Consider the following 13,716-nt stretch of genomic DNA (forward strand, 5'->3'; position numbering starts at 1 on the left):
TAGATTCTTTATTTTTATAGAAATAGTGTACAACCATTATACATTTTGAATAATATCATGAAAACTCATATTGTTTTGTAATTGTTTTGTTAAATCAACATTATTAGTTACCATCTTTTTAACTCTAGGTACCTTAGACATATCGTTAATAACTACTCCACCAACGACTTTTCCATTAGTTATAAATAATTTATAATGAGCATTTTTTACTTTATCCACTTCTTCTACAGTTTTATCAAAATCTTTTATATTTCCTGCTGAAAATACTGATAGTTTCCCTATCATTAACATAGCATTAAGCTCTGGCATTTTATACTCAGCATTTCCACCTGCCATATTTTCACCTGCTACCTTACCTTGGTCTCCAGATATTCCCCATAAACCAACAACCATACCGTTAAGCTCAGCCACATCTCCAGCAGCATATACATTATTAACATTAGTTTTCATAGAAGGATCAACTTGAATGCCCTTATCAAACTTAATATTGCTATCCTTTATTATATCCAAAACAGGACGTATACCAGCAGAAATCAGTATCGCATCAGTTTTAATTTCTCTTCCATCTTGTAGACGAATTCCTTCTACTTTTCCATCACCTAGTATTTCATCTGTTGCAGTTCCTAAATAAAGACTTAGTCCATTTTGTTCCAATTGATGTCCAAGCTCCTTAGACAATCCCTCATCCAATTGTCTAGGTAATAAATGAGGAAAAAATTCCACTATATTTACATCTTTACCTAATTCTTTAATAGCCCAAGCGGCCTCTAAACCTAAAAGTCCACCACCAAGCACAGTAATACTACTACAATTTTTAAAATAAGATTGAGCATTTTTTAAATCTTCTATAGTTCTTAAGGCGAATACTCCATCTTTTTCACTGCCTTTAATAGGGGGTACAAATGGTCTGCTACCGATAGCAAGTAATAGGGTATCATATTTAATTTTCATTCCGTCACTAAGTTCAAGTTCACTTGAATCTGTATCAATTTTATTTACCGTCTTCCCTAAAATTAAATCAATATTACGCTCTTTATACCACTGATCATTGTGTATAAATAATTCATCATCTTTAAAATCCTTACTAATAAAATGAGACAACTTCACTCTATAATAGGTTAAGTAGTTTTCTTTAGACACTACAGTAATTTTACCATTTTCATCATTTTTACGAATTGTTTCTGCAGCAGATAATCCAGCAATTCCATTACCAACAATAATATATTCCTTTGTCTGATTCATTAAGGTCTTCCTTTCTAATTGTAGTATTAAGCTATGGCGATTTACAATACACTAAATATATACAACCAATTTAAAATATATTCCGTTATCGTTAACCATATTATACCCATACTAAAATTATCAAATCAGAAAATGCAGGTATTATTTTTGTGTAAAAATGCCTTTTAAGCTCTCTATATCTAATTGTTGCTTACTTGCGGTTATATTTTCTTCCTCTATTTCTATATATATTTCTCTACGGCATATCTCTACATCCTTAGGTGCTTCAATCCCTAACTTTACCTTACCTTCTTCTATTCCAAGAATTTTTATTTCAATATCATTGCCTATCATTATACTCTCATTAGCCCTTCGAGATAAAACCAGCATTAAAATACCTCCCCTGTAGTCAATTTCTCTTGCTCCTTTGCACTATTATTTCCTACAGCAGAGTTTCTTATTTCATCTAAAATTAAATGTTTCTTGTTATATCCACTGTCTTGAAGTAATATTTGCTTTCCTTTTTTATTTACATAGCTAATTACAATAGGTGCTGCTAAGTTTGCAGACATTTTACTAATATCCTCTGGTATTGTAACTATTGAATATATACTTATATCCTCATGGGATTCTATTTGTAGTTTTTCAATAGCATTTTGTGGTAGGCTAAATTCGTAATTCTCTTTAAATATAAAGGGATTAATAATAACAAATGCTAAATCTGGATTATCCACACATTGAAGCCAGCTAAACGGTACATCTTTATCAGGATTTTCGATAATAATATATTTTTCTAGACCTTCAAATCCTGGTATACCGTCGTAAAAATTAATAATATCTTCTTCACCAATTTCTATTTCGCCAAAATGCTTAGTTTTTATAATCATAAGTACACCCCTTATCCTTAGTTTAGTTCAATGTTCTTCTTATTTGGTATTATATACTATTATATATTTCCTATAAAGAGTAGCTTTTAAATTATGCTATAATGTAAGTAAACCCATTATTTCAAATGTTAATATAATATTAATATAGGAGTTGACTAAATGGATAAAGAGACGCTTATTAGTTTAATTAATAATAATATTAAAGAAGGAATTCATATAGTAGATAGTCAAGGTAAAACCCTATTATATAATAATACAATGGCTGACTTTGAAGGTATGGAAGTAAATGCGGTATTAAATAAACGACTGTTAGAAGTATTACCTTCTCTTCAGGGAAAAAGTACCCTTATGCAGGTAATTGCAACTGGAGAACCTATTATAATGAATTATCAAACCTATTTTAATAAAGATGGTAAGCAAATTTCAACCTTAAATTCCACATGGCCTATTGAAAAAGATGGAAAAATAATTGGAGCAGTGGAAATTGCAAAGGATGTATCCATTATTGAGAGAACCGTTAACAAATTTTTATTTTCTAATGGTTATGTAGAAAAAGATAATAAGAAAGATAGTGATGTATCTGCTAAATATACACTTGATGACATTTTGGGCAATTCTCCAGAAATATTAAATGCAAAGCAGATCGCCAATATGTCTAGCAAAACCGATTCATCCGTACTAATAATAGGGGAGTCTGGTACAGGAAAAGAGCTCTTTGCTCAGAGCATACACAATTCCAGTAAACGAAGATATAAGCCCTTTATTGCAGAAAACTGTGCTGCTTTTCCTGAAGCACTACTAGAAGGACTGCTCTTTGGAACCGCAAAGGGAGGGTTTACAGGTGCTATAGATCGTGCTGGACTTTTAGAGCAGGCCGATGGGGGTACCTTATTACTAGATGAAATTAATTCTATGCCCTTAGGACTACAGGCAAAACTTTTAAGAGTACTGCAAGAATCAAAATTTAGACCAATTGGAAGCACAAAAGAAATAGAGGTTGATGTTAGGATTATTGCCATTACTAATAAAGATCCTTTTAAACTAATTACAGATGGAGAACTGCGAGAAGACTTATTTTATAGATTGAATGTTGTAAACCTTTATATACCACCTCTAAGAAATCGTGATGGGGATATTGAAATATTAAAGAATTTTTTTGTTAAAACCCTAGAAAAAAAACTTAATAAAACTATTTCTGGCATAGATAGTAGTGTAATCAATTTTTTAAATAGCTACTCTTGGCCTGGAAATGTTAGAGAGCTTCAACATGTTTTAGAAGGAGCACTTAATATCGTAGAAGATGGTGGTGTAATTGGACTTGAGCATCTCCCTTACTATATGAAAAAACATTTTCATAATCAAGTAACTGATGTAAATGTCCATGGTGACAAAGAAGTCCATACACTAAATATGCTTGAAAACAAAAAACTTGGCTTAAGTGAATATATATATGAGATTGAGCAACAACTTATAAATCAGGCATTAAAAATAAATGGATTCAATATAACTAAGGCAGCAGAATCATTAGGTATTACAAGACAAGGTTTACAATATAAATTAAGAAAAAATTCGTTACAGAATTAAGAATATAAATAAAAATGGCAAGAAGTTTTGCCGCAAAAAAGCAAGTTTTTTTGCCGTTTCTATATAGAATACAATTTTTTTATAATATAAACATCACCAGCCTTAGGAATAAAACTATTATAAAAACAAAAATTCATAGATTATCTATTGATAAAAATTATTGTTAATTCCAACCATACTATATACTTTAGAACTACTATTCCTAATTGCAAAACTTCAAATATTTTGTAATTAATGATTTTTCTGAACATTGGCATTAGTATTGCTTGTATGTATTATATTAATAGTTATAATTTATTAACTACTTACAAGGAGGAAAACAGATGAACGTACGAAGACCTTATATTTATGAGGCAATACTTTCTTTTTTATTTCTTATTATAGTAATGGGAATAGGTATTGCAAAATTTGAGGCAGACCCCCATATTCCAATGTTATTTGGGACAGCCTTCGCAGCTTTAATGGCACTTAAAATTGGCTACAAGTGGGAAGATGTTGAAAAGAGTATGTATGATGGAATAATGCAAGCGCTTCAAGCAATAATAATTTTAGCTATTATAGGGGTTTTAATAGGTGTTTGGTTATTATCAGGAGTAGTGCCTACAATGATATATTATGGTTTAAGTATTCTGTCACCATCAATATTCTTAGTAGCCACAGTTATAATCTGCTCTATTACATCCTTAGCAACAGGTACATCTTGGGGAGCGGCTGGTACTATAGGTTTAGCTTTAATGGGAATAGCGCAGGGACTCGGAATTCCTGCTCCTATTGCAGCAGGTGCCATTATATCAGGAGTATACTTTGGTGATAAAATGTCTCCACTTTCTGATACTACTAATTTAGCACCAGCTATGGCAGGTACTGATGTATTTACACATATTAAATTTATGCTACCTACTACATTGATATCCTATGGTATTACTCTAGTTCTTTTCTTAATAATAGGATTTAGATTTAGAAGCGCACAAGTAGATTTTTCAGTTATAGAGCAAATTCAAAGTGGCCTACAATCTAGCTTTAATATATCACCTCTACTATTGATACCACCTGTAGTAGTTATAGTTGCAATCGCTAAAAAAGTTCCAGCTATTCCTGGTATATTTATAGGTATAATTTTAGGTATAATATTTGCCCCTATTTTCCAAGGCGCAAATTTTGGTGATATCTTATCTGCAAGCTATGGTGGATTTGTAAGTAATACAGGTCTAGAAACAATAGATGATCTTCTTACAGCAGGTGGTCTTGAGAACATGCTGTACTCTATATCTTTAACAATTATAGCCATGATGTTTGGTGGTATAATGGAGAAAACAGGTCAGCTAGAAGTAATAGTTGAAGCACTACTGAAACGTGTAAAAAGCATACCAGGACTTATTACTCTTACAATAGCAACCTGTATAGGAAGTAATGCTACAATGCCAGAGCAATATATATCTATAGTTGTTCCTGGTAGGATGTATGCACCAGCTTATAAAGAAAGAGGATTACATCCTAAAACCCTTTCAAATGCTTTAGAATCCGCTGGAACATTAACCTCTGCATTAATACCATGGAATACATGTGGAGTGTTTTTATATGGAGTATTAGGTGTTTCTACTACGGCTTATTTTAAATGGGCATTCTTTAACTATCTAACACCAATAATAGTTATATTATTCAGCTTTACAGGATTAGCTGTTGCAAAGCTAAATGAGGATAAGCCTCTAAAAGTAAAATCTGCTAAGTAAAATTTGCATAAACAAATTAATATGTTATCCCTCTATTTATTCAAAAATTATTGCCGATATATATTATAAGAAAAGACCTACAAAAACAGGGGGTGTAGATTTTGAAAGTTACAAGAGTTGATCAAAGATCATATGTAGAACCGGTTAAGAGTGTTAAAAGTAAGCATATTGAAAAGGGAAATACAAGAAGTGAAAAACCTGTAGAAGAAGCCGTAAAATATGAACCTTCTAAAAACAATGAGCCGGTTACTTACAAAAAAACGAGCCATGTATATGACCATGAAACTGTAGCCAAGCTTAAAAGGCAAAGCGAGGAAGCATATGCTCACCTTAGAGGACTGATAGAAAAGCTTCTACTTAAACAAGGTCATTCTCTAAAAACTATTACTTCAGAAGAATGGGCTGGAATTCAAATTGATGAACCAACTAGACTTGAAGCACAAAATATGATAGCACCTGGTGGCCCTCTCAGTGCTGAAGCAGTGAGTGACCGTATAGTAGATTTTGCAAAGGCAATATCTGGCGGAGATGTTGAGAAGCTAGATAAATTAAAAAATGCTATAGAAGAAGGATTTAGACAAGCAGAGTCGATACTGGGTCAACTACCAGAAGTATCTAAAGAAACATATAAACTTGTTATGGAAAAACTGGATAAGTAGTCTGAAGAAGGTAAATCTTTAGAGAAATAATAATAGGAACAGTTTTCTGTTCCTATTACTATTTCCAATTATTTCACCTTATCTAAAAAGCATCTTCATCCACTAATAAATCTGAAGTTTCTGATATTAATTGTTCTAGCATAAGTCCATCAATACCAAGAGCCTGGAGAGTTTCTTGGGATAAATTATAAATCATTCCGTCTACACCTAGCCCTATCCCCATCATCATTACAATAGCATCTGCCAGATGAATAATTGATGTAAGTTTAAAGTTTATAGTTGCTTCTTCAGGGCTATGATGGTACTCAATGGCCTCCACTAGTTCTTCAGGCAAATTCCATTTTTTTGCGACTTCTGCTCCAACTTGCCCATGGTGGAAACCCAAAACCTTCTCTTCTGCTTCTAAAAATGATATCCCGTCATTTTCAACCATACTCATAATCTGTTTAAAATGATCATTTAAATAATAACTAACTATTACCTTGCCAATATCACGAAGCAATCCTGCTACATATGCCTGATCCACTTTTGCAAAACGTAACTTTTTAGCTATATATCTAGATATAATTGCACAAGATTGGGACTGTCTCCAAAGTTCATTTTCTTTCAATCCATAACCACTAACCTCTTTCATTAGTAAACCATTAACTGATGCAGTTAATGTAATACTCCTTATAGCTTGAAATCCTAATAAAACAGAGGCTTCTGAAATGGTGCTAATCCTTCTAGGATAACCATAGTGAGCCGAATTAGCTAACCGTAAAATTCTAGTAGTTAAACTTTGATCCTTCATAATGACCCGTTCAATATCTTGAACATTCGAATCCGGATCTTCTGTTAGCCTCATAATATCATTTGTTACTTTAGGCAAGGCAGGGATGTCAACCACTCTTCTAGTAATTTCTTCTAATGTTAGTTTCACCTTAATCTCACTCCTATCAGTGGGATATTTTGCTCCTAACTATACTTTAAATGATTTATGCCCCGTTATATATAGTATAATAGTCTAGTTTTTAATAATTCCTCTAATAATAAAATTATCTTGTTAAGTGAAACTTACTTCTTTTCATTAACGTCCTATCAGATATCTTAGGTTTTTCATCATTATCTTCAACATTTAATTTATTTTCCACATAAACAATACCGCCTTCTTCAACAAAGCAATTAATACTTTTAAGAGATACTGATGTTTCTGTAATAATATCTAATACAGTTGCATTGGGATGTTTTTTTATATGATTAATAATTAACTCGTATTCTCTTTCATTCTTTTCAAAACAATCTTTACAGTATATTTTCCCATTTTTCTCAAACATTTTGCTACATCTTTTACATATTTGATAAGCCACAAAATCACCTCTTAATTATATATTATCATAAATAGTATAAATAGAGTAATTATTACGCATCGTTATATCTAATACCTCTTATGATAATATATACATATATAGTGTAGTTGTATAATAAAAGGAAGCAAATAACCTGTCCATTTGCTCCCTTCTAATCTAATCATATTTAATTACATTCTTCTACAGTTTATCAAAGCGCTTTAAGATACCTTCTAACATTCTAGCATGTCTAGCTTCATCCTTAGCTGATATATTAAAATAGTCTCTAACAGAAGTGATTCCTAGTTCTTCGGCCTTATCTGCCGCCTCTTTTTTACCGTTGTTTGCAAAGGTTTCTCCTTCTAACATCTGTTTTAAATTATCAAATATATCTTCTTGAATCATTCCGTTGAATTCCGCAAAAACTGCTGCATGCTCTGCTTCTTCCCAGGCAATCGTCTTTAATACTTCGGCTATTTCTGGGTATCCTTGTCTTTGAGCTAATCTTGCCATAGCTAAATATATACCAACTTCACTGGTTTCTCCGTTAAAGTTTTGTTTAACTATTCTTTCTAAAGCTGTTCCCTTTGTTTCTCCAATTATATTTTCTGTAATTAAGCTTAATTTTTCCATTTCAAACCCCTCCTATTTATTAACCTGCTTAAAAGCAGAATATATTTTTTGTGAAATCTCTTTGTTTTTATTACCTAAGTCAGAAAAATACATTAATGTACTTCCCTTATAATCAATATGATCACCTAAAAGTGCAACCTCCATAGAGCATCTAATAATATTAATAATACAGTCTTCATCATGGTATAGCTGACAGTTCTTACATTGATTTAAAATAAATCCAATTGAATTAATAATTTTTTCGTCATCATATAATTTTGTGTCCTCATAGGGTATATCATCCATGCCATTATCTATAAACTCATCTTTCTGCTTAAATGCAGTCAATAACGATTGCTTACAGTATCCTACTAAACAAGTTCCTTTTTCACATGTGCCACAAGATTCTTCAGAGAGACAACATTTTCCTACCTCTCCAATTAACCCATTAAAATCAATATTTTTATCCATCCCAATTTTCCTCCTTAGTTGCTTAATACATATCTTAATTACCCGATTTCCGAAAACATAAACATTTTATTAACAATGTAATCAGTTAGGGTATAAAATAATAAAGATCCTAAACAGAATCTTTATTATCTAATATAAATATAAACTTTATTTAGTAGCCCTTATCACTTCTACATCATATCCATCTGGATCAGTTACAAAATAATATCTAGGCAGCTCACCTGGTAGTCCAATTAATTCTGTAACCTTATGTCCCATTTCTTTATGTCTTTTTTGAGAACCTTCTAAGTCAGCTACTGCAACTGCAATATGACTAAATCCATTCCCTATTTCATAAGGTTTATCTGGATTATAGTTATATGTTAGCTCTAATTCATACTGCCCTGATTGATCACTCAAAAATACTAAAGTAAATTCATGTTCTGGAAAATCTTTTCTTCTAGTTTCAACAAGTCCTAATGCTTCATTGTAAAATTTCAAAGACTTTTCTAAATCCATTACTCTTATACAAGTATGTAGCATTTTGTAATTCATAAGGTAATCCCCTTTCATATTTATTTTTATTTAATTGCTTTAAGCTGAAGGGACAAAGATATAAGTCTTTGTCCGTTTTATATTAATTATAACAAATATTAGGAACTGCTTATAAGTATAAAAACTGTAATAAACATTATTTACTGAAATACTTCAACATTGTAGCCCTTTTCTCTTAAGTGATGAATTACTGTATTATCTCGTACAAAATGACCTGCCCCTACTACAACGAAATATGTGCCTTTTTCTTCTGATTCTAAAATATCAATTATCTTCTTTGCCATATCCTTGTCTCTCTTGCCAAATAACATATTGGTAAGCTCATTTTCGGATTCCTCAGTAATTCCATTATAGTCACTAGTAAATCCTTCAACATCTCCATTTCTCCATTGTTTTAACCATTCGTCTAACATTTGAGCAGAATCAGGAGCTTCATTAGTCTGCGGATCTAAAATACCATCTAATATAGCATTCAAATATTCTTCTTGAAATTCAGGTGATAATCCATCAAACAAATCCGCTTGATATTTTATACCCTCTAGCTCTTGGATTGGCTTTTGAGTAATTAAAGCTTTAGTAAGGAAATATATATCTATTCCTAAACCAGCTGATTGAGATGCTATTTGAGACTCTTCTGAGCTAGTCATGGAAATTACACTTAAGTCATTTGCTACTCTCCATGGCTTAATTTGACTATACACCTCTTCTGGTAGATCCAATTTTTCAAATACTTTTAATACTTTCTCATATGTCTCTTGGCTAATATTATCCTTTAAAGTAGCGTCATCCTGATATGTAGATTTTTCTAAAAAATATTCCATTCCACCTTCTTGATCAAACAAATTAGCTTCTACAATCAAAGCATCCGATTCATTAAATGCTTGCTTTAATCTTTGCTCTATAGGATAAAGTTCATTATTGCCTATATGAATCGACCCTAGAAAATAAATAACATTACCATTATGCTCTACTTCCCAAGCAAACCCCTTTGAACCTGCATCTAGTAAATTATATGTATCTTCTACCAATCTAGTAGCAAGTATTACTGCCTGTTCTGTAGTACAGATTTGATCTAGCTCTAAGCCTTTAGATGTTCCCTGTAGTATACCTTGATCTTTCATATAATCCACAGGTGATTCTCCTATAGGCAAATCATATTGAGCTAAAATATTATACATCTTTATTAGCACATCGCTTCGTGTACTATCACCGTTATAGGAAACAGGAATAAAGTCCTCTTTCTTGTTTAATTCTAATGCTGCTATTTTGTTATCTGTGTTTGCCAATAGAACCTCTAATCGTTCCTGAGAAATTTCAGATCTAAAGCTGTCATAGTACCACTCAGCAGGATAAATGCCATACCTTTCTCCCTCATTCAAAGCTCCTATAGCCCATTGACTTAAATCAAGAGTTTGTTGTGGTTGCTCAGCCCAAACTGGAATAATTGTAGTTAACATCATCATAAATGTCAATAATACAGCAACTATACCCTTTTTTGATATCTTATTACATATTTTTTTCATAATCTCTCCACCTTATTTTTATACTATTATATTAATATTTACTACTTATATTTACAGTTTTACTATTATCGTCCCACACAACATCGTATCCGAATGCTTCCAAAACAACTCTAATTGGTACATAAGTTTTATTACTATTTATCATAGCTACAGTGTCATTTTTAATTTCCATATTATTTACTGTTATATAGTCTTGTCCTATCTTAACCGAAATAGATATTCCATTCTTGTCTACAGTAGCAGTTTCTTTAGAACTGTCCCAAGTAACATTTGCTCCAGCGCTCTCCATTGTTACTCTTAAAGGGACTTGGATTCTGCCATTTTTATCAATATATGGCTTGCCCGTACTGTCTGTAAAGACTACCTTTTTTCCGTCAATATTTATATTTATTTCTGGTTGTTTTATTTCTGTTTTTACAAATGCGAGTCCATTGTTAATGTTTCTTCCTTGTACAATAGCCCCTTTATCTTTATAATATAATGCTGTTGACCATCCTCCATCAAGACACATAGCATTTATAAGATTTAAGCTTTGACATATAGCTACAGCTTCTTTAAGTGTGGCATTCGGAATTGTTCCAATTACTATTTTTCCGTCCTTTGTACTTCCTATAAATGATCTACTTGCCTTGTTTGTATTTATTTTAGCTTCCCAAAATCCTTCCTTTAATCCATCCGCAGTAACTTCTCCATTAATTATAAGGCTTGGTCCTGCACCTATAGCACTTACTACATTATCCCAGTCTTCTGGTTTTGTGTGCTTTGTTACAAATTTATGCTTATATTCAACCTTATCGCCAACTTTATATCTTTCCTCTACTAAATGTGCAACACTAGGATTATAAGATATTGCGAAACCATCTTTAGGTGCTGTAAAATCTCTGTCTGTAATTGATGTTACAATCCCGTTAGTTACTATAACTGTTTTTGTGCCTTCCAGAACCTGTAGCTCCTGTTTATATTCAGGAGTAAATATGGTTATAGCTCCATCCTCTGTACTGGGATGATTTATTCTCCATGGTATGGCTCTATAAACACCATTTATGTATACTTCAAAATTAATAGTAAGATTATCAATAATAAGTTTATTCTCCTCTGTTATACCAACAACTGAACCTGTATTACCTATATGTAATACTTTTTTATCTCTTATTATAGTGCCCCAAGGTATTGGTATTCCACCATATGCTTCAAAATAAGTCCCATTTATAGCTGCAATTGCATTAACCTCTTTAGCCATTTGCTCTAGGGATTGAGTTGAGGTTATTTCCTTATTAGCATTTAAAACTACAGATTTTAATGTGGCATCATTCATATCCAGAGTTACATATTTTATATTATATCCATTTACATTTGATGATGTATATGAATATGGATTAGAATAAGCAAATACAGATGTTTTACCTAAAATAAATATGGATATAACAATACAAATCAATTTAGCTTTTCTTAACATAGCCGCCTCCATAATTTAAAATTTATTATGACCTAACAGTAATAGAACTATATATTTGTTAATTCACATATTTATAATAACATAGGGCTACAAGTATTGCTATAAGTAAATCCTAAAGATTTTAATTATATTGTTTTAATAAAAAATAATAAAGACCTATATAATTAGGCCTTTTATCAAAGATTATAATCTAATATCTATATTTCCTCCCATATGAGGATTAATCGATTGCTCCATTATTTTAGTATTAACTTCTAACATTTCTGTCAAATCAACTGCCTGTACTTTGGTAGTATCCATAGCCATTTTCATAATTGACACACTGGCCTGCTGAGTCAGTTTCATTTGACCCATTCCCGTTGATAAAGCTGCTATGTCCATAGTATCAGCTCCTTTTTTCCTATGCCTTAATAACATTTTTATATATTTTTTTATACACACCTCTAGTATCTACTATCAACTTGCTATTTTCTAAAATAAAATCATAATCAAAACAATCATGATTCGTGCTTATTAATATACAGTCCATTTTTTCCAAATTTTTTATATTAAGCTCTATAGATTCTAAATCAAAATGATGATCTCTCATTTTGGGGAAAGATGGGACGTATGGATCGGAGTAGTAAACTTCAGCTCCCCTTTGTCGTAATAACTCCATCAATTTTACAGATGGTGTTTCTCTAGTATCATCTGTATTTTTTTTATAAGCAAGCCCTAATACCAAAACTTTAGCATTTTTTAAGGGCTTCCCAATTTCATTTAATCCTTCCATAACTTTATGGATAACCCATTCTGGCATACCAGCATTTACTTCTCCAGAAAGTTCTATAAATCTTGTGTTAATACCATATTCTCTTGCCTTCCAAGTTAAATAAAAAGGATCTATGGGAATACAATGCCCTCCTAATCCTGGACCTGGATAAAAGGGTGTAAAACCAAAGGGCTTTGTAGCAGCAGCTTCTATTACTTCCCAAATATCTATATTCATTTTATCAGCAACTATTTTCATTTCATTTACAAGCCCAATATTCACTGCTCTATAAATATTCTCCAGAAGTTTTGTTAATTCCCCAACTTGAGTAGAACTAACAGGAACCACTTTATCAATAACATCTCCATATAATGCTATCCCCATTTCTAAACATCGAGCTGTACTTCCCCCTATTACTTTGGGTACTGTTCTTGTTGTGAAATTTATATTGCCGGGATCTTCTCTCTCCGGAGAATAAACTAAAAAAAAGTCTTTCCCTATTGAGAATCCTTTACTTTCTATACGAGGTCTTAACTCCTCTTCAGTAGTTCCAGGATAAGTAGTGCTTTCTAAGCTCAATATCTGACCTTTCTTTAGATATGGTAATATGCTTTCCAATGAATTTATAACATAAGAAAGATCAGGCTCTTTATATTTATTTAAAGGTGTCGGAAGACAAAGAATAATAGCATCTACTTCTTGAATTTTTGACAAATCTGTTGTAGCATCCAAATTTTCCTTCTCCACGCAGCTTTTAATCCTATCACTTTTAATATGATTTATGTAACTTTCCTTATTTTTAATGATTTTATTTACTTTATCTTCTCCACTATCAAATCCAATTACTTTATAATCCAATTCAGCAAAAGCTAGTGCAAGGGGTAGCCCTACATATCCCATTCCAATAATACCTATAACACTAGTTTTATTTTTAAAGTTTTCTATTAAATTATTTATCAT

Annotated in this window: 15 protein-coding genes; 3 read left to right on the top strand and 12 right to left on the bottom strand. The window is 31.8% G+C overall.

Translation table 11 applies throughout. The annotated features are described in order from the left end of the window. Positions 1-36 precede the first annotated feature (36 nt). From HYG84_RS03320 to fliW, 3 genes are all read right to left on the bottom strand, one after another. A complete protein-coding gene (locus HYG84_RS03320) occupies positions 37-1,242 on the bottom strand; it encodes an NAD(P)/FAD-dependent oxidoreductase (protein ID WP_212380715.1) in 1,206 nt (401 codons plus the stop codon). A 141-nt stretch (positions 1,243-1,383) separates the two neighbouring features. After that, positions 1,384-1,611 carry a carbon storage regulator CsrA gene (csrA, locus tag HYG84_RS03325; RefSeq protein ID WP_212380716.1) on the bottom strand — a complete coding sequence of 76 codons (228 nt, stop codon included), beginning with the start codon at positions 1,609-1,611 and terminating at the stop codon, positions 1,384-1,386. Continuing rightward, positions 1,611-2,108: a flagellar assembly protein FliW gene (gene fliW / locus HYG84_RS03330; RefSeq protein ID WP_212380717.1), complete on the bottom strand. Its 498-nt coding sequence runs from the start codon at positions 2,106-2,108 to the stop codon at positions 1,611-1,613. Before fliW ends, csrA begins: the two co-directional genes overlap by 1 nt. A 159-nt stretch (positions 2,109-2,267) precedes the next feature. Here fliW and HYG84_RS03335 point away from each other — a divergent pair, with 159 nt between their 5' ends. The 3 genes from HYG84_RS03335 (at position 2,268) to HYG84_RS03345 (ending at position 6,081) form a co-directional block, all read left to right on the top strand. Next, positions 2,268-3,692 (top strand): sigma-54 interaction domain-containing protein, encoded by a 1,425-nt coding sequence (locus HYG84_RS03335; RefSeq protein ID WP_212380718.1) that lies wholly within the window; start codon positions 2,268-2,270, stop codon positions 3,690-3,692. 323 nt (positions 3,693-4,015) lie between these two features. Then, a complete protein-coding gene (gene nhaC / locus HYG84_RS03340) occupies positions 4,016-5,422 on the top strand; it encodes a Na+/H+ antiporter NhaC (RefSeq protein WP_212380719.1) in 1,407 nt (468 codons plus the stop codon). Positions 5,423-5,523: 101 nt separating this feature from the next. After that, positions 5,524-6,081: a hypothetical protein gene (locus HYG84_RS03345; protein WP_212380720.1), complete on the top strand. Its 558-nt coding sequence runs from the start codon at positions 5,524-5,526 to the stop codon at positions 6,079-6,081. 82 nt (positions 6,082-6,163) lie between these two features. Here the strand turns inward: HYG84_RS03345 and HYG84_RS03350 are convergent, their stop codons facing one another. From HYG84_RS03350 to HYG84_RS03390, 9 genes are all read right to left on the bottom strand, one after another. Further along, positions 6,164-7,003, bottom strand: a complete 840-nt coding sequence (locus HYG84_RS03350; protein ID WP_212380721.1) for an HDOD domain-containing protein — start codon at positions 7,001-7,003, stop codon at positions 6,164-6,166. Positions 7,004-7,118: 115 nt separating this feature from the next. After that, entirely contained in the window at positions 7,119-7,430 is a 312-nt protein-coding gene (locus tag HYG84_RS03355; RefSeq protein ID WP_212380722.1) for a hypothetical protein, read from the bottom strand. Between the two features lie 180 nt (positions 7,431-7,610). Continuing rightward, positions 7,611-8,042, bottom strand: a complete 432-nt coding sequence (locus HYG84_RS03360; RefSeq protein ID WP_212380723.1) for a ferritin-like domain-containing protein — start codon at positions 8,040-8,042, stop codon at positions 7,611-7,613. A 12-nt stretch (positions 8,043-8,054) separates the two neighbouring features. Beyond that, entirely contained in the window at positions 8,055-8,492 is a 438-nt protein-coding gene (locus tag HYG84_RS03365; RefSeq protein ID WP_212380724.1) for a hypothetical protein, read from the bottom strand. 147 nt (positions 8,493-8,639) lie between these two features. Continuing rightward, the gene (gloA, locus tag HYG84_RS03370; RefSeq protein ID WP_212380725.1) at positions 8,640-9,026 is read right to left on the bottom strand and encodes a lactoylglutathione lyase; all 387 of its coding nucleotides are present in this window, start codon (positions 9,024-9,026) and stop codon (positions 8,640-8,642) included. A gap of 140 nt (positions 9,027-9,166) precedes the next feature. Continuing rightward, the gene (locus tag HYG84_RS03375; RefSeq protein ID WP_212380726.1) at positions 9,167-10,549 is read right to left on the bottom strand and encodes a TraB/GumN family protein; all 1,383 of its coding nucleotides are present in this window, start codon (positions 10,547-10,549) and stop codon (positions 9,167-9,169) included. 31 nt (positions 10,550-10,580) lie between these two features. Then, a complete protein-coding gene (locus HYG84_RS03380) occupies positions 10,581-12,005 on the bottom strand; it encodes a stalk domain-containing protein (protein WP_212380727.1) in 1,425 nt (474 codons plus the stop codon). A gap of 183 nt (positions 12,006-12,188) precedes the next feature. Next, the gene (locus tag HYG84_RS03385) at positions 12,189-12,386 is read right to left on the bottom strand and encodes a YjfB family protein (RefSeq protein ID WP_212380728.1); all 198 of its coding nucleotides are present in this window, start codon (positions 12,384-12,386) and stop codon (positions 12,189-12,191) included. Positions 12,387-12,405: 19 nt separating this feature from the next. Next, positions 12,406-13,716 (bottom strand): nucleotide sugar dehydrogenase, encoded by a 1,311-nt coding sequence (locus HYG84_RS03390; protein ID WP_305829061.1) that lies wholly within the window; start codon positions 13,714-13,716, stop codon positions 12,406-12,408.

Source organism: Alkaliphilus sp. B6464 (assembly GCF_018141165.1).
Lineage (GTDB): Bacteria > Bacillota > Clostridia > Peptostreptococcales > Natronincolaceae > Alkaliphilus_B.